Origin of the sequence: Cupriavidus sp. UBA2010, from assembly GCF_002335265.1 — a bacterium.
GTDB lineage: Bacteria > Pseudomonadota > Gammaproteobacteria > Burkholderiales > Burkholderiaceae > Cupriavidus > Cupriavidus metallidurans.
Map to the genome: position 1 here is coordinate 19,759 of NZ_DDCI01000012.1, position 16,511 is coordinate 36,269.

The following is a 16,511-nucleotide window of genomic DNA, read 5'->3' on the forward strand; positions in this document are numbered from 1 at the left end:
CCGCCCCCATCCACACGTATTCAAGGAGTGATCCCATGATGAAAGGTCAACTGGCCGGGCTGATGAAGCAAGCCCAGCAGATGCAGGAAAACATGAAGAAGATGCAGGAGCAGCTTGCCCAGATCGAGGTCGAGGGCCAGTCCGGCGCCGGCCTTGTGAAGGTGGTGATGACCTGCAAGAACGACGTCAAGCGCGTCACGATCGATCCGAGCCTGCTGGCCGATGACAAGGACCTGCTGGAAGACCTGGTAGCCGCCGCGTTCAACGACGCCGTGCGCAAGGCCGAGGCCACCACGCAAGAAAAGATGGGTTCGATGACGTCGGGTCTGCCGCTGCCTCCGGGCTTCAAGCTGCCATTCTGATGACACGTTCAGACCAGGCGGCTCTGTCATGAGAGCGGCGCCGCCCACCTCGCTGCAGGCGCTGATCGAGGCGCTCAAGGTGCTGCCCGGCGTTGGACCGAAGTCGGCCCAACGCATGGCGTATCACCTGCTGCAGCACGACCGCGAAGGCGCGCGCAAGCTTGGCGACGCGCTGCGTGGGGCCGTCGATGGCATCCGCCATTGCACGCGCTGCAATACCTTCACCGAACTCGAAATTTGCGGAACTTGCAGCGATCCAGAGCGTGACGCGACGCTGCTCTGCGTGGTCGAAACGCCGGCCGATCAGGTCATGATCGAGCAGACGCTGACCTATCGCGGCCAGTATTTCGTGCTGATGGGGCGGCTCTCGCCGCTCGACGGCATCGGTCCGAAGGAGATTCATCTCGACCGCCTGCTGGCACGTGCTACCGACCCCGAACTCGGTGGCCCGGCCAGCGAGGTGATCGTCGCCACCAACTTCACCAGCGAGGGTGAAGCCACCGCGCACTACATCGGCGAAATGCTGAAGGCGCGCGGGCTCAAGGTCTCGCGTCTGGCGCGAGGCGTGCCGGTGGGTGGCGAACTGGAATACGTGGATGCGGGCACCATCGCCCGCGCCGTGATGGACCGTCGCACCCTGTAACGGACCATGAATCTGGCGCGCTTCGATCTCGTCACGCTGGGGCTGTTCGTGGCCGTGGCACGGCAGGGCAGTATCTCGGCCGGCGCGCGGCAATCGCATCTGGCCGTGGCGGCTGCCAGCAAGCGGATCTCCGACCTGGAGACCGCGGTCGGGGCGCCGCTGTTTTTCCGCCATGCCGCTGGCGTGCAGCTTACCGAGGCGGGGCAGGCCTGCTTCCACCACGCGCTGACCATCCTGCAGGACGTGGAGCGCATGGCCGGGGTGATGTCCGACTACGCCTCGGGTGTGCGCGGGCAGGTGCGCGTCTGTGCCAATACCTCGGCCATCACGCAGTTTCTTCCCGATGATCTGGCGCAGTTCATGCGCCAGCATCCCACCATCCGCATCGAACTCGAAGAGCACAACAGCAGCGACATCGTTGCCGCTGTCATGGAAAACCGGGCCGATGTGGGCATCTTCGCCGACCGCACGCCGTGCGCGGGACTGGTGACGGTCGAGTATCGGCAGGACGAACTCGTCATCATCACGCCTCCGGGGCATCCACTGGCGCAAAACGGCCCGGTCCACTATGCCGATGCGCTCGAATACGACTTCGTCAGCTTGCCGCAGGTGACCTCGCTGGCGGCACGGCTGCTGGAAGAAAGTAGTCGGCTCGAGCGGCAGTTTCGGCTGCGCATCCAGGTGCGGAGCTTCGACGCGATGTGCCGCATGGTCATGGCCGGTCTGGGCGTGGGGGTGCTGCCGCGGATCGCCGCGGAGCCGCACGTCAAGTCGATGGGGCTCTCGCTGGTCGGACTTCAGGATGCCTGGGCGCGCCGCTCGCTGCTGATCGGCATGCGAGACCCGGCCGGGCTCACGGTCTCGGCGCGGCTGCTGATCAGCCATCTCTGCGGCGACCGCGCGCCATTCTGAGCCCCCGAGCCCGCTTCCGAACCCTATAGGGTTCTCCCTGATCTTTCGCATTCCGAGAAAGCCCGCTTTCCGGAATGCCGATTCCGCATCACCCCGCCGCTGGGGCACACTCCGTCGAAACTACGCCAATCCACCCCAATTGGGGTCAGTTTCTCGGAGACACTCATGGCGCGACAGATTCTCGACGGCATCCGCGTTCTCGAACTGGGCCAGCTGATTGCAGGCCCCTTTGCCGCCAAGACACTTGCCGATTTCGGCGCACACGTGGTCAAGGTGGAGCCGCCCGGGCAGGGCGATCCGCTGCGAAAGTGGCGCATGTTGCACGAAGACACCTCGGTCTGGTGGGAAGCTCAGTCACGCAACAAGCAGTCGATTGCCATCGATCTGCGCCAGCCGGAGGGCCAGGCGCTGGTGCGCAAGCTGGCCAGCGAGGCCGATGTCCTGATCGAGAACTTCCGCCCGGGAACCATGGAGAAATGGGGGCTCGGCTGGGATGTGCTTCATGCCGACAATCCGAAGCTGATCATGGTGCGAGTCTCGGGCTACGGCCAAAGCGGCCCGAAGCGGGATGAGCCCGGCTTTGCGGCGGTGGCCGAGGCGATGAGCGGGCTGCGCTACCTGACCGGCGAGCCCGGACGCCCGCCCGTGCGCGCGGGCTTGTCGCTGGGTGACACGATCGCCGGCCTGCATGGCGCGCTTGGCGTGCTGCTGGCGCTGTACGAACGCGATGCGCGCGGTGGCGAAGGCCAGGTCATCGACGTGGCGCTGTACGAGTCGCTGTTCAATCTGAGCGAAAGCCTGTTGCCCGAGTACTCCGCGTTCGGCGCTGTGCGCCAGCCGGCCGGGGGGGCCTTGCCGGGGATCGCGCCGTCGAATGCCTACCTGTGCGGCTGCGGTGAGTATGTGCTGATCGCTGCCAACGGCGACGCGATCTTCCGCCGTCTGATGGCCGCGATGGGGCGCAACGACTTGGGCGAAGACCCGGCGCTGGCACGCAATGATGGCCGCGTGAAGCGTGTCGACGAGATCGACGCTGCGATTACCACCTGGACGAAGACACAAACCGTGGCCTCCGCGCTGGAGGTGCTGCGCACCGCCGACGTGCCATCTGGCCGCATCTACACCGTCAAAGACATCGCCGAAGACCCGCACTACCGGGCGCGTGGCGTGATCGAGACGGTGACATCCGCGAAGGGCCTGCAGGTGGAGGTGCCGGGCATCATGCCGAAGCTGTCGGGCAATCCGGGCGGCATCCACGATCGCGCGCCGACGCTGGGCGAGCATACCGATTCCGTGCTGGTCGATGCCGGCTTCGACGCAGCGGCCATTGCCGACCTGCGTAATCGTGGAGTGATTGCATGAGTGCCAAGATGAGTGCTGCTACGTATCCGCTGTCAGGCCCGGCGAAGGTCGAGATCAACGAAGTCGCCCCGCGCGACGGGCTCCAGATCGAACCGTTCATCGTCCCCACCGAGGGCAAGGTCGCCTTCGTCAACGCGCTGGCACGTTGCGGTTTCGCGCGTATCGAAGCCACGTCGTTCACGTCGGCCCGCGCCATTCCCGCGCTGGCAGATGCGGAAGCCGTGATGCATCAGGTCGAGCGCGTCCCCGGTGTTGGGCTGACCGTGCTGGTGCCGAACCTGCGCGGGCTGGAGCGCGCGTTGTCTTGCCGCCCCGACGAAGTCAATCTGGTGATGTCGTCCAGCGAGACGCACAACCGCGCCAATCTGCGCATGACGCGCGATCAGTCGCAGGCCCAGTTGCTGGCGATGATCGCTGAAGCGGGCAAGGCCGGCGTGCCTGTCAACGTATCGCTGTCGACCGTATTCGGCTGCCCGTTCGAGGGCGACGTCAGCGAAGCCGAGGTCATGCGCCTGGCGAAGGCGTTTGCCGATGCCGGCGCGGCGGGTATCACCCTGTGCGATACCACGGGCATGGCCTATCCCAACCAGGTGGCCGCGCTCTGCGAAGCGTTCCAGCACGCCTTGCCGAAGACTGGCCTGACGATTCACCTGCACAACACCCGAGGCATGGGCCTGGCGAACGCGATCGCCGCGTGGCAGACCGGCGTGACGCGGTTCGACGCCGCGGCCGGTGGGTTGGGTGGGTGCCCGTACGCGCCCGGCGCGAGCGGCAACGTCAGCACCGAGGATCTTGTGCACATGTTCGCGTCGATGGGCGTGGATACGGGCGTTGATCTGGATGCGCTGCTCGACGTGGTCGCGGGCGTCTCCGATCTGGTGCAACGCGACGTGTCCAGCCAGCTCCTGCGCGCCGGCCCGCGCCTGCGCACGCATCAGCCGCCAGCGTGGATGGAAGAGTTTTTCGCCAAGACTTGATGGCAGGCATCAACCGACAGATTTTTTGAGTCCCCCAATAAAACATACGGAGACAACCATGAAACGCACACTGATTGGTGCCGGCACACTGCTGGCTGCCACCGGTCTGGCCATGTCCGCGGCCGCACACGCGCAGGAGGGCACGTACCCCAATCGCCCGATCATGCTTGTGGTGTCGGCCGCCGCCGGTGGCACGACCGATCTGGCCGCCCGCATGATTTCCGAGCCGCTGTCGAAGGCGCTCGGACAATCGGTGGTGGTCGACAACAAGCCCGGCGGCAATGGCACGATTGCCGCGCAGGCTGTGCAACGGGCCAAGCCGGATGGCTACACGCTGCTGGTGCAGTACTCGGGCTATCACGTGATCACGCCGTTGCTGACGAAGACTTCGTGGGACCCGGTCAAGGACTTCGCGCCGGTGGCCAACCTGCTGTCGGCGCCGCAGGTGCTGGTGGTGCGTTCCAGCCTGCCGGTGAAGTCGCTGAAGGAGCTGGTGGCCTACGCCAAGGCCAATCCGAACAAGCTCAACTACGCATCGTCGGGCAATGGGTCGCTGCAGCACGTCTCGACCGAATTGCTTAACGAGATGGCGGGTATCAAGATCACGCACGTGCCCTACAAGGGCACCGGTCCAGCGATGACCGACCTGCTCGGCGGCAATGTCGACATGACGATCACCACGCCGCCGCCGCTGATGGGCCATATCGCCGCCGGCAAGCTGCGCCCGCTCGTGGTCACGAGCAAGACCCGGCTGCCCAGCCTGAAGGACGTGCCGTCGGCGCCGGAGGCCGGCTATCCCGATCTCGACGTTTCGTCCTGGTTCGCGATGTACGCGCCCGTGGGTACGCCCAAGCCAGTGATCGACCGGCTGACAACCGAGATCGAGAAGATCATGAAGTCGGAGGCGTTCCGCAAGAAGGCCGAGGAGCTTGGCGCGGAGGCTCGCTACATGAATCCGCAACAGCTCGACCAGTACCAGCGCGCCGAGTTGCAGCGCTGGACCAAGGTGATCAAGGCCGCCGATATCCACGCGGAATGACGGGTTGGCAAGCTGCCTGAAAGGGGCGGCGTGTAGCATGGCCGCCGCCGCGTCTGCCGGGATTAGGTATTGATCCCGATGCGCATGGCGCTTGCGTCCGCTAGCATCGCAGCAAGCCGCCATGCGGCGCGCCCCTCGATCAAACAGAAATAGAAAAGGCAGGAGAGCCATATGTACAACAAGAAGTTCTGGAAACAGGTGCTGATCGCGCTGGCGCTGTTCCTGGCTGGCTGGTTCACGTTTGGCAGCGCGCAGGCGCAGGGCAAGCCGGAGAAGAGCAAGGTCACCATCGCCGTGGGGGGCAAGAACCTGTTCTACTACCTGCCGCTGACGATCGCCGAGCGCCTGGGCTACTTCAAGGAAGAAGGGCTCGACGTCGAGATCGTCGACTTTGCCGGTGGCGCCAAGGCGCTGCAGGCCGTGGTCGGCGGCAGCGCCGATGTGGTGTCGGGCGCGTACGAACACACGATCAACCTGCAGGCCAAGGGCCAGCAGTACCAGGAGTTCGTGCTCCAGGGCCGCGCGCCGCAGATCGTGCTGGTGGTGTCGAACAAGACCATGCCGAACTTCAAGTCGATTGCCGACCTGAAGGGCAAGAAGATCGGCGTGACCGCGCCGGGTTCGTCGACCAACATGATGGCTAACTTCGTGCTGGCCAAGGCCGGGCTGAAGCCGTCCGACGTGTCGTTCATCGGTGTGGGCGCCAGCGCCGGCGCGGTGGCCGCGATGCGTTCGGGCCAGATCGACGCCATGGCCAACCTCGATCCGGTGATCTCGATGCTGACGCAGAAGAACGAGGTCAAGATCGCCTCGGACACGCGCACGATCAAGGAAACGCAGACCGTGTTCGGCGGCAATATGCCGTCGGGCTGCCTCTACGCGTCGGTGTCGTTCATCCAGCAGAACCCGAACACCACCCAGGCAATGGCCAACGCCATGGTGCGCGCGCTGAAGTGGCTGCAAAAGGCCGGCCCGTCGGACATCGTCAAGACCGTGCCGGAGAGCTACCTGCTGGGTGACCGCGCGCTGTATCTGGCCGCGTGGGACAAGGTCAAGGAAGCAATTTCGCCGGACGGCATGATGCCGGCCGATGGCCCGCACACGGCACTGAACACGCTGCAGCAGTTTGATCCGGAGCTCAAGGGCAAGGCGATCAAGCTCGAGAACACGTTCACGAACAACTTCGTGCAGAAGGCCAACGCCAAGTACAAGTAAGACAAGCCAGTATCCGATCCGGCTCCTTCAAGGAGCCGTCTCCCAGTCGCCCGCCGCGCGCCAGCCGTCCGGCGGGCGAAAGCTTCCCAGAGTCATGCCGTCATGAGCACGCCTGCACTTTCACTCGAAAACGTGACCTGCACCTTCGTCTCGCGCGAAGACCGCGCGCAGCGCTATACCGCTGTGCGAGACGTCACGCTATCCATCCAGCCCGGCGAGTTTGTCTCTGTCGTGGGCCCAACCGGCTGCGGCAAGTCGACGCTGCTGAACGTATCGGCCGGCCTGCTCGAACCCTCGACCGGGACCGTGCGCGTCTTTGGCGAGCCGCTCAAGGGCATCAACGCGCGTGCCGGCTACATGTTCCAGACCGAAGCGCTGATGCCGTGGCGCAGCGCGCTCGACAACGTGATCGCCGGCCTGGAGTTCCGCGGAGTGCCGCGCGATGAAGCGGTGAAGCAGGGCGAGGAATGGCTGCGGCGCGTGGGGCTGGGCGGGTTTGGCGATCGTTATCCGCACCAGCTATCCGGCGGCATGCGCAAGCGTGTGAGCCTGGCGCAGACGCTGGTGATGGACCCGGACATCATCCTGATGGACGAGCCGTTCTCGGCGCTGGACATCCAGACGCGCCAGCTCATGGAGAACGAGGTGCTCGACCTGTGGGCGGCCAAACGCAAGGCCGTGCTGTTCATCACGCACGACCTCGACGAGGCCATCGCGATGAGTGACCGCGTGGTGGTGCTGTCCGCTGGGCCGGGCACGCACCCGATCGGCGAGTTCTCCATCGACCTGCCGCGGCCGCGCGATGTGGCCGAGATCCGCAACCATCCGCGCTTCGTGGAGCTGCACGCCGCAATCTGGGACGTGCTGCGCGAAGAAGTGCTCAAGGGCTACGCGCAGCAGCGCAAGGCGGCCTGAGTTTCCCCGATCGGACAACAATCGAACATGGCTTTTCGTCCCGACTCAAAAGGTATGCTGCGCGTCTGGCAGCTTCTGCTTCTTGCGGTGGTACTGATCGTGTGGCACATGGCCACGCGTTCCCAGCAAGTGGCGTTCTTCTTCGGTGAGCCGCTGATGGTGGCGCAGCGCATCTGGAGCTGGTTCATCGTCGAACGTGATATCTACCTGCACCTGGGTGTCACGCTGCTCGAAACGGTGCTGGCATTCGGCATTGGTACCGTGTCCGGGCTGGGCGTGGGCCTGTGGCTGGCGCTGAGCCCGTTCACTTCGGCGGTGCTCGATCCCTACGTCAAGGCTGCCAACTCGATGCCACGCGTGATCCTGGCGCCGATCTTCGCGGTCTGGTTCGGTCTCGGCATCTGGTCAAAGGTGGCGCTGGCGGTGACGCTGGTGTTCTTCATCGTCTTTTTCAACGTCTATCAGGGCGTCAAGGAAGTAAGCCCGGTGGTGCTGGCCAACGCGCGCATGCTCGGCGCCAACAAGCGGCAACTGCTGCGCCATGTCTACCTGCCGAGCGCCACGAGCTGGGTGTTTTCCTCGCTGCATACCTCGGTGGGCCTGGCGTTTGTCGGGGCGGTGGTGGGCGAATACCTGGGGTCGGCGCGTGGCGTTGGCTACCTGATCCTGCAGGCTGAAGGCACCTTCGACATCAACACGGTGTTCGCGGGCATCGTGGTGCTGACCGCGTTCGCGCTGGTACTCGACTGGATGGTGACGATGGGGGAGAAGCGGCTGATGCGATGGCAGCCGAAGTCGGGGGAGACGGAGAAGCTCTGACGCTTGAAGCTGCGGTCTGATTTCGCCCCTCTCCCGCGAGCGGGAGAGGGGCAAACAAAAGTCCGACTCAAGGTGTGATGACGATCTTCCCGGTCACCTTGCGGGCTTCCATGTCCTTGAGTGCCTGCGGCGCCTGCTCCAGCGGATACCGCGCCGAGATATGCGGGCGGATCTTGCCTTCCTTCATCCAGCCGAGCATCTGGGCCATGTTGGCCTGATTGGCCTTCGGCTCGCGGCGCGCGAACTCACCCCAGAACACGCCCACCAGCGATGCGCCCTTGAGCAGCGCCAGGTTCAGCGGCATCTTGGGGATCTCGCCGTTGGCGAAACCCACCACCAGATAGCGGCCGCGCCAGGCGATCGAGCGGAACGCCGGTTCTGCATAGACGCCGCCCACCGGGTCATAGACGACATCCGGGCCCTTGCCGTCGGTCAGCGCCTTGACGCGCTCGCGCAGGTCCTCGGTGCTGTAGTTGATCAGCGCATCCGCGCCGTGTTCCTTGCAGACTGCCAGCTTTTCATCGGTGGAAGCCGCGGCGATCACACGCGCGCCGATGGCCTTGCCGATCTCGATGGCTGCCAGACCCACGCCACCGGCCGCGCCCAGCACCAGCATCGTTTCACCGGCCTTGAGCTCACCACGGTCCACCACGGCATGGTGGGATGTGCCGTAGGTCAGCGTGAACGCCGCCGCCACGTCGAAGTCGATGCCCGGAGGCATCGGCACCACGGCCTTGGCGGGCGCCTTGGCCTGGCTGGCAAACGCGCCGTTGCCGAGATAGGCGATGACCTTGTCGCCGGGCTTGACGTGCGTGACCCCCGCGCCAACGGCATTGACCACGCCGGCCAGCTCGGAGCCGGGCGAGAACGGCAGCTCCGGCTTGGCCTGGTACTTGTTCTGAATGATCAGGACATCGGGAAAGTTGACGCCGGCTGCCTTGACGTCGATGACGACCTCGCCATCACCCGGCACGAGATCGGGCAGCGTTTCCAGGGTCAGGGAGTCGGGCGGGCCCCAGGCTTTGCACAGTACGGCTTTCATTGTGTCTCCAGTTGGAATGGGGCATGCGCGGGGGTACGCATGCGCTGCGGGCAAGTGTAGCGCAGGAAAAGCACGGTCGTTCTGTTCGAAAAATCGCTGCATGACGTCCATTCGGGCGCCGCATGTCCGGGCGCACGATGACGCTCCCGCGCCGCTTTGCTCGGGTACAATCGCGGCCATGCATATCCTCCTCGCCAACGATGACGGCTACCTCGCGCCGGGACTCGCCGTCCTCCACGCCGCGCTCGCCCCCTTGGCGCGCGTGACCGTGATCGCACCCGAACAGAACCATAGCGGGGCATCGAATTCGCTGACGTTGCAGCGGCCGCTGTCTGTCTACGAAGCGCGGGAGGGCGTGCAGAAAGGTTTTCGCTTCATCAATGGCACGCCGACCGATTGCGTGCACGTGGCGCTGACCGGCCTGCTCGATGATATGCCCGATCTGGTGGTCTCCGGGATCAACCAGGGGCAGAACATGGGCGAGGACGTCCTGTACTCGGGCACGGTGGCCGCAGCCATCGAGGGCTATCTGTTCGGGATTCCGTCGATCGCGTTCTCGCAGGTCAATCACGGCTGGGAGCACCTGGACGCCGCGGCGCGCGTGGCGCGCGAGATCGTCGAGCATGTGATCGCTCACCCGCCGACCGAGCCGCTGCTGCTCAACGTCAATATCCCGAACCTGCCGTACGAACATATCCGCGGGCAACGCGCCACGCGTCTCGGCAAGCGGCATCCGTCACAACCGGTGGTGGTGCAGGTGAATCCGCGCGGGGAAACCAATTACTGGATCGGGCCGGCCGGCGACGCGCGCGACGCGAGCGAAGGCACCGATTTTCACGCGACCGCCAATGGCTACGTCTCGCTGACACCGTTGCAGCTGGATCTGACTCATCGCGGCCAGCTCGAAAAAATCGAACAGTGGTTGGGGTGAGCGTGTCATCGCCACGCTGCCTTCAGTCGTTCACATCGAATCCCCGCGCCTGCCTGCGCGTATCCGTCAGATTGCCGTACCTGTTCAAATGAGTTCCACGCCGCGCCGATCCCGCTTTCCACTTCCGCTCGATGCGGTGGTTGAGCGCAAGCCCGCGCCAGCACGAACCGCCGGAATGCCTGCGGTCGGCAAGCGCGCGGCGTCCCCGGCGCCGGCACCGACGGCTGTCAAGCCACGCAAGCCGGCGGCTCCGCCGGTTGCACCGCCGCCGCCGGGCAGCGCCGTGGAAGCTCGGGCGTCCGCAGCGGTGGCTGGCGGGGGTGGGATGGCATCGGATCGGGCTCGGGCGGCATTGGCAGCCCGCCTGCGCGCCGGCGGCATTCGCGACGAGCGGGTGCTTGGCGCCATTGCCACGGTGCCGCGCCACCTGTTCATGGAGCCGGGCCTGGCTTCCCAGGCGTACGAAGACGCTGCGTTGCCGATTGGACATCAGCAAACCATTTCGAAGCCGTCCGTGGTGGCGCGCATGATTGAGTTGCTGCGCGAAGGGATGTCATCCGATCACGCGCTGGCGCGTGTGCTGGAGATCGGCACTGGCTGCGGTTATCAGGCGGCCGTGCTGAGCTTGGTGGCGCAGGAAGTGTTCTCCATAGAGCGGATTCGTCCGCTGCACGAACAAGCCAAGGCGAACCTGCGGCCGCTACGCGTGCCAAACATCCGGTTGCATTACGGCGACGGGATGCTTGGCCTGCCGCAGGCCGCGCCGTTTTCGTCGATCATCCTGGCCGCCGCTGGCATGGAGGTTCCGCAAGCGTTGCTGGAACAACTGGCCATCGGCGGGCGGCTGATCGCCCCGGTGGTCGCGCCCAGTTCTGGCGCGACCGGGCAGACCGTGACGCAGCAGTTGCTGCTGATCGAGCGCCTCAACCGGCATCGTTTTCACAGAACTGCGCTTGAAGCGGTTTTCTTTGTGCCCTTAAAATCGGGCACCATCTGAGTCGAACTATGCACAACATCGTGAAATCGGATTCTTTCGCGCGAGTCGGACAACGTTTGAGCGTCGTGGCGATCGCAGCCGTTCTGGCCGCCTGCGCCAACTCCCCCATGCCCGCCCCTGTGGTGGATCGCACCTCCACGGCCGGCGCCCAGCAGGCTGCCTCCACCGAGCCGGCGCCGCCCGGATACTATCGGGTCAAGCGAGGCGATACGCTTTACCGTATCGCGCTCGAAAATGGCCAGTCGTATCGGGATGTGGCGAGCTGGAACAATATGGCCAATGCGAACCAGATAGAGGTTGGCCAACTGTTGCGCGTGGTGCCGCCGGGTGCGGACGTGAACGCCGCGCCTGGCGTGGCAACCGTGCCGGTGGCGTCGGGTGTCGTCCAGTCCCAGCCGATCGATTCGTCCCGTCCGGTAGGCGCGCCTGTCGGCGCGACGACCAGCACGCCAGCCGCTGTAGCGGCGGCGCCTGCATCGACCGCGGCAGCCCCGGCAGCAACGCCTTCGGCATCGGCTTCCGCGCCGGCGTCCGATATTCGCCTGGCTTGGCCGGCCAGCGGCCAATTGATCGGCAAATTTGACGAGAAGAGCAACAAAGGCATTGATATTGCGGGTAAAAAGGGCGATGCAGTGCTGGCCGCCGATGAGGGGCGAGTGATTCACGTTGGCCCCTTGCGCGGCTACGGGAATCTTGTCATCATCAAACACAATGACACGTACTTGACGGCCTACGGGCACAACGACAAGGTGCTGGTCACAGAGCAATCTACGGTCCGAAAGGGCCAGAAGATTGCCGAAATGGGTAACAGTGATTCTGACAGGGTCAAGCTGCACTTCGAGGTCCGCAAAAACGGGAAACCGGTCGATCCGATGCGGTATCTGCCGCCACAGTGAGGTTTCATGCCACGCCAGAAAACTGTCTCATCCGGAGTTGTCAGCAGGACCCGTCGTCCCAAGCAGCCGGAAGGAAAGGCTGGAGTGGCAAGACCTGACGGCGGGATCGACACGGAAATGTTCGGCGACGATCCGGCCGCCGAACTGGTACCCGTCGCCGATGAGCCGATCGCGCCAGTTTCGCGTGTCGGCCTGCGCAACACGGACTTGAATGCGGACGACGCCGATCACGACGACGGCGACGAGGAAGAATCCGAAGAGGATGAGGAAGAAGCCAGCAGTGAGACCACTGCCGAGCCCGATGACTTCCGTACCGTGTTGCACACGGAACTCGCCGCCGACACGGTCCAGCATTATCTCAATCGCATCAGCATCAAGCCGCTGCTGTCCGCACCGGAGGAACTCCATTTCTCCACGCTGGCCAAGGGCGGCGACTTTTCCGCGCGTCAGGTGATGATCGAGCGCAATCTGCGTCTCGTGGTCAGCATCGCCAAGGGCTATCTGAATCGGGGTGTGCCGCTGCTCGACTTGATCGAGGAAGGCAACCTGGGCCTGATGCACGCGATCGAGAAATTCGATCCATCGCGCGGATTCCGCTTTTCGACGTATGCCACCTGGTGGATTCGCCAGAGCATCGAGCGCGCGATCATGAACCAGGCACGCACCGTGCGCTTGCCTGTGCACGTGATTCGTGAACTCAACCAAGTTCTGCGCGCCAAGCGCCATCTTGAAAAAGGTGGCACCGATGGCCGCGACGCCAGCCTCGAGGACATCGCCCACCTGCTCGGCAAGACGCCGGACGAGGTGCAGGACGTGCTGGCACTCAATGAACATACCACCTCGCTCGACACGCCGTTCGATCTCGACCCGGGCTCCAGCCTGCTCGATTTCCTTTCCGACGAGCATAACGCCGCACCCGATCAGGAGGTGGCCCACCGCGAGCTGGAAAACCTGATGAAACTCTGGCTGGCGCGCCTGTCGGAGAAGCATCGCTATGTGGTGGAGCGCCGTTTCGGCCTCAATCACATCGAGCCGGCCACGCTCGAGGAGCTGGCCGAGGAAATGGGTCTCACGCGCGAGCGCGTGCGTCAGATCCAGCAGGAAGCGCTGGTCAAGCTCAAACGGCATTTCGCTTCGCAAGGTGTACGCAAGGACGCCGTTCTATGACCCCTGTGCTGGTATTCGACATCGAGACGATTCCCGATGTCGACGGCCTGCGCCGTTTGCATGACCATCCCGCATCGATGAGCGACGCCGAAGTCGCCGAGCATGCGTTCGCCGCCCGCCGGGAGAAGACCGGCTCCGACTTCCTGCCGCACTATCTGCAGCGCGTGGCCGCCATTTCGTGCGTGCTGCGTCGGACGCAACGCGACGGATCGGCGGTGTTTCATGTCGGCTCGCTGGGCACGCTCGAGGATGGCGAGGCAACGCTGATCCAGAAGTTCTACGAATTGATTGCGCGCTATAGCCCGCAACTCGTGTCCTGGAATGGTGGCGGCTTCGATCTGCCCGTGCTGCACTACCGTGGCCTGGTTCACGGCGTCTCTGCGCCGCGCTACTGGGAAATGGGCGAGGGCCGCGACGACGACAGCCGCGACTTCAAGTGGAACAACTACATTAGCCGCTATCACATGCGGCACCTCGACCTGATGGACCTGCTGGCGATGTACCAGCCGCGCGCGAGCGCGCCACTCGACGATCTGGCGAAGCTGTGCGGATTCCCCGGCAAGATGGGGATGGACGGCAGCAAGGTCTGGGAAGCCTATCAGGCGGGAAAGCTGAACGAGATCCGCGACTACTGCGAGACCGATGTCGTCAACACGTACCTGATGTACTGTCGCTTTCAGCTCATGCGCGGCGGCCTGACGCCGCGCGAGTTCGATATGGAGGTGGCACTGGCCCAGGAGACGCTGGCAGAGCTTCCCGGGGAGCAGTGGATGGAATACCTGCGGGCGTTCCGACTCCAGCCGATGAGCCCGGAGAGCGAGGACGACGACTGATCTACAGATCCATCGTCAGGTGGATCGGTTGATGGTCCGATGCATCTGTGCGGTCGTTGACCTCGCACCGGCCCACATTCCCGAGCAGATCGTCTGTCACGAATACGAAGTCACAGGCGAAGGGTGGCTCCGGCCATTGCTCCTTGTCGAACAGTGCGCAGGTGGGTGCGTGCGGTTGCCCGGGATGCATATGGATCCATGCGTCGTGCCAGTCCGGCGTGACGCCGCCATAGGTTTCCACCATGCGCAGATAGGCCCCAGCTTCCGGCCGGCTGTTGAAGTCGCCGCACAGGATCGCCTCGCTCGGCCGGGGTTCCGGTGTGAACGGGCCGGGCCGGCTTTCCGATCGACCCGGGTGGCGCGCGTGGTCGCAAGCCTGCACATGCCAGTCGCGTAACGCTTCGGTCTGCGCCGCGCGCTGCGATGTCGAGTAATACTCCAGGTGCGTGCAGATGACGCGCAGCAGTCGACTGCCGGCCTGCACCGTGACTTCCAGTGCCACGCGGGGCATTGATGCGACATCGGGATCGGCGGGCCAGGGCAGGGCATGGTGGAAGATCTCGCGCACTGGCAGGCGAGTGGCGATTACGTTACCGAATTGGCGCGGGCTGCCGTCACGGTGGGTCCGGTCGACGCCGGGGGCGAAGATCACCTGGTAGTCCGGCAACAGGGCGGAGAGTTCGGCCACCTGATCGGGGCCGGGGTGGCCGGCAAGGTCGCTGAAGCCGCGCGTGATTTCCTGCAGGCAGAGCACGTCGGCATCGGCCATTCCACGCAGGGTGTCAACAATGCGTGCGAGATCGACCTTGCCGTCGGCCCCGCGGCCCCACTGGATATTCCACGAAATCAGTTCCATAGCCTGCCCCTTCGGTGTCGGGCGCCGCGACTGGACTACAATCGCGCTTTTGCAAAACAATACGACAGGTCCCACTGGTGTCTCAAGCCGTGTCTTCCCAGCCCAATCCGACAAGCCGCCCGGACGCGGCATCTGCCGCTTCCGCCGCTTCCAATGATCCCGTCGTCAAGATCGACAGCCTCGACATGGAGGCGCGTGGCGTCGGCCGTCTTGAGAACGAGGATGGCACGCCAGGCAAGGTGATTTTCGTCGAGGGCGCGCTGCCCGGCGAGACGGTGGCGTATCGCAGCTATCGCCGCAAGCCTAGCTACGAACAGGCCCATCTCGTCGAGGTGAAGCAGGCCTCCGTCATGCGGGTGGAGCCGGGTTGCCAGCATTTTGGCGTGTGCGGCGGCTGCTCGATGCAGCACCTGGATTCGCGCGCGCAACTGGCAATCAAGCAGCGTGTGCTCGAAGACAATCTCTGGCACCTGTCGAAGGTGAAGCCCGACGTCGTGTTCCGCCCGATCGCGGGCCCGGATTGGGGCTATCGCTACCGCGCCCGTCTGACGGTGCGGCACGTTGCCAAGAAGGGTGGAGTGCTGGTGGGCTTCCACGAGCGCAAGAGCAGCTATGTGGCGGACATGACGCGCTGCGAGATCCTGCCGCCGCATGTGTCGGCAATGCTGGTGCCGCTGCGCGAGTTGGTGGGCGGCCTGTCGATCCATGATCGGATGCCGCAGATCGAACTGGCCGTTGGTGCGGAGGTGACCGCACTTGTGTTGCGCATCCTGGAGCCGCTCAACGACGCCGACAAGGACTTGCTGCGGGCCTTCGCCGATCAGCATCAGGTGCAGTTCTGGCTCCAGCCGAAGGGGCCGGACACGGTCTATCCGTTTTATCCGGCCGAGCAGGAGCTGGCCTATACGCTGCCCGAATTCGGCATCCGGATGCCGTTCAAGCCGACCGACTTCACGCAGGTCAATCACCAGATCAATCGCGTGCTGATTGGTCGCGCGCTACGTCTGCTGGATGCGAAACCGACTGACCGGCTGCTCGACCTGTTCTGCGGCATTGGCAATTTCACGCTGCCGCTGGCGACGCAGGGTGCGTCCGTCATGGGGATCGAGGGAAGCGAGGCGCTGACCACGCGTGCGCTGGCCAATGCCGAGTACAACGGGCTGGCAGCCAAGACGTCCTTCGCCTGCCGCAATCTGTTCGAGGTGACCGCCGAGGACATCGCGGCGCTGGGCCGCTTCGACCGCTGGCTGGTAGACCCGCCGCGCGAGGGTGCGCTGGCTGTCTGCAAGGCGCTTGCTGAACTGAGTCAGGCCGGTAGCGACGTGCTGCCGAAGCGTATCGTCTACGTGTCGTGCAGTCCGGCGACGCTGGCGCGCGACGCGGGCTTGCTGGTGCACGAGGCCGGCTACCGCCTGGCCGGCGCGGGCGTGGTCAATATGTTCCCGCATACGTCGCACGTGGAGTCGATCGCGGTGTTCGAACGCGACTGAATCCACATGGCGCGCTCATGAAAAAAGCCGCCCGAGGGCGGCTTTTTCGTTGGCA

At 64.6% G+C, this 16,511-nt stretch carries 17 protein-coding genes; 15 read left to right on the top strand and 2 right to left on the bottom strand.

What is annotated here, in order from left to right:
* Window positions 1-35: 35 nt before the first annotated feature.
* The 9 genes from B2246_RS07425 to B2246_RS07465 all read left to right on the top strand — a co-directional run bounded on the left by B2246_RS07425 (window position 36) and on the right by B2246_RS07465 (window position 8,244).
* Window positions 36-362, top strand: coding sequence for a YbaB/EbfC family nucleoid-associated protein (locus B2246_RS07425; RefSeq protein WP_008647477.1), 327 nt, complete (start codon window positions 36-38; stop codon window positions 360-362).
* A 28-nt stretch (window positions 363-390) separates the two neighbouring features.
* The gene (recR, locus tag B2246_RS07430; RefSeq protein WP_008647479.1) at window positions 391-1,005 is read left to right on the top strand and encodes a recombination mediator RecR; all 615 of its coding nucleotides are present in this window, start codon (window positions 391-393) and stop codon (window positions 1,003-1,005) included.
* Window positions 1,006-1,011: 6 nt separating this feature from the next.
* Window positions 1,012-1,917 (top strand): LysR family transcriptional regulator, encoded by a 906-nt coding sequence (locus B2246_RS07435; RefSeq protein WP_008647482.1) that lies wholly within the window; start codon window positions 1,012-1,014, stop codon window positions 1,915-1,917.
* 165 nt (window positions 1,918-2,082) lie between these two features.
* Window positions 2,083-3,279 carry a CaiB/BaiF CoA transferase family protein gene (locus B2246_RS07440; protein WP_035882319.1) on the top strand — a complete coding sequence of 399 codons (1,197 nt, stop codon included), beginning with the start codon at window positions 2,083-2,085 and terminating at the stop codon, window positions 3,277-3,279.
* Between the two features lie 8 nt (window positions 3,280-3,287).
* Window positions 3,288-4,256 carry a hydroxymethylglutaryl-CoA lyase gene (locus tag B2246_RS07445; protein ID WP_286882198.1) on the top strand — a complete coding sequence of 323 codons (969 nt, stop codon included), beginning with the start codon at window positions 3,288-3,290 and terminating at the stop codon, window positions 4,254-4,256.
* 58 nt (window positions 4,257-4,314) lie between these two features.
* Window positions 4,315-5,295: a Bug family tripartite tricarboxylate transporter substrate binding protein gene (locus B2246_RS07450; RefSeq protein ID WP_286882183.1), complete on the top strand. Its 981-nt coding sequence runs from the start codon at window positions 4,315-4,317 to the stop codon at window positions 5,293-5,295.
* Window positions 5,296-5,466: 171 nt separating this feature from the next.
* The gene (locus B2246_RS07455; RefSeq protein WP_029307553.1) at window positions 5,467-6,510 is read left to right on the top strand and encodes an ABC transporter substrate-binding protein; all 1,044 of its coding nucleotides are present in this window, start codon (window positions 5,467-5,469) and stop codon (window positions 6,508-6,510) included.
* A 102-nt stretch (window positions 6,511-6,612) separates the two neighbouring features.
* Window positions 6,613-7,425, top strand: a complete 813-nt coding sequence (locus B2246_RS07460; protein WP_286882181.1) for an ABC transporter ATP-binding protein — start codon at window positions 6,613-6,615, stop codon at window positions 7,423-7,425.
* A 27-nt stretch (window positions 7,426-7,452) separates the two neighbouring features.
* The gene (locus B2246_RS07465) at window positions 7,453-8,244 is read left to right on the top strand and encodes an ABC transporter permease (RefSeq protein ID WP_186425000.1); all 792 of its coding nucleotides are present in this window, start codon (window positions 7,453-7,455) and stop codon (window positions 8,242-8,244) included.
* Window positions 8,245-8,311: 67 nt separating this feature from the next.
* Here the strand turns inward: B2246_RS07465 and B2246_RS07470 are convergent, their stop codons facing one another.
* The gene (locus B2246_RS07470; protein ID WP_286882180.1) at window positions 8,312-9,286 is read right to left on the bottom strand and encodes an NADPH:quinone oxidoreductase family protein; all 975 of its coding nucleotides are present in this window, start codon (window positions 9,284-9,286) and stop codon (window positions 8,312-8,314) included.
* A 178-nt stretch (window positions 9,287-9,464) separates the two neighbouring features.
* Here B2246_RS07470 and surE point away from each other — a divergent pair, with 178 nt between their 5' ends.
* The 5 genes from surE to B2246_RS07495 all read left to right on the top strand — a co-directional run bounded on the left by surE (window position 9,465) and on the right by B2246_RS07495 (window position 14,110).
* Window positions 9,465-10,217, top strand: coding sequence for a 5'/3'-nucleotidase SurE (surE, locus tag B2246_RS07475; protein ID WP_286882179.1), 753 nt, complete (start codon window positions 9,465-9,467; stop codon window positions 10,215-10,217).
* A gap of 88 nt (window positions 10,218-10,305) precedes the next feature.
* Window positions 10,306-11,214 carry a protein-L-isoaspartate(D-aspartate) O-methyltransferase gene (locus B2246_RS07480; protein WP_286882178.1) on the top strand — a complete coding sequence of 303 codons (909 nt, stop codon included), beginning with the start codon at window positions 10,306-10,308 and terminating at the stop codon, window positions 11,212-11,214.
* An 8-nt stretch (window positions 11,215-11,222) separates the two neighbouring features.
* Window positions 11,223-12,110, top strand: coding sequence for a peptidoglycan DD-metalloendopeptidase family protein (locus B2246_RS07485; RefSeq protein WP_286882177.1), 888 nt, complete (start codon window positions 11,223-11,225; stop codon window positions 12,108-12,110).
* A 6-nt stretch (window positions 12,111-12,116) separates the two neighbouring features.
* Window positions 12,117-13,277 carry an RNA polymerase sigma factor RpoS gene (gene rpoS, locus B2246_RS07490; protein ID WP_286882176.1) on the top strand — a complete coding sequence of 387 codons (1,161 nt, stop codon included), beginning with the start codon at window positions 12,117-12,119 and terminating at the stop codon, window positions 13,275-13,277.
* Window positions 13,274-14,110: a 3'-5' exonuclease gene (locus B2246_RS07495; RefSeq protein WP_008643743.1), complete on the top strand. Its 837-nt coding sequence runs from the start codon at window positions 13,274-13,276 to the stop codon at window positions 14,108-14,110. The genes rpoS and B2246_RS07495 overlap by 4 nt, the downstream gene beginning before the upstream one ends.
* A 1-nt stretch (window position 14,111) precedes the next feature.
* On the opposite strand, the gene B2246_RS07500 is transcribed toward B2246_RS07495, so the two are convergent.
* On the bottom strand, window positions 14,112-14,966 hold the full coding sequence (locus B2246_RS07500; protein ID WP_286882175.1) for an endonuclease/exonuclease/phosphatase family protein: 855 nt from the start codon (window positions 14,964-14,966) through the stop codon (window positions 14,112-14,114).
* 89 nt (window positions 14,967-15,055) lie between these two features.
* Here B2246_RS07500 and rlmD point away from each other — a divergent pair, with 89 nt between their 5' ends.
* Complete coding sequence (gene rlmD / locus B2246_RS07505) at window positions 15,056-16,456, top strand: 23S rRNA (uracil(1939)-C(5))-methyltransferase RlmD (protein ID WP_286882174.1); 1,401 nt, start codon at window positions 15,056-15,058, stop codon at window positions 16,454-16,456.
* Window positions 16,457-16,511: the final 55 nt, after the last annotated feature.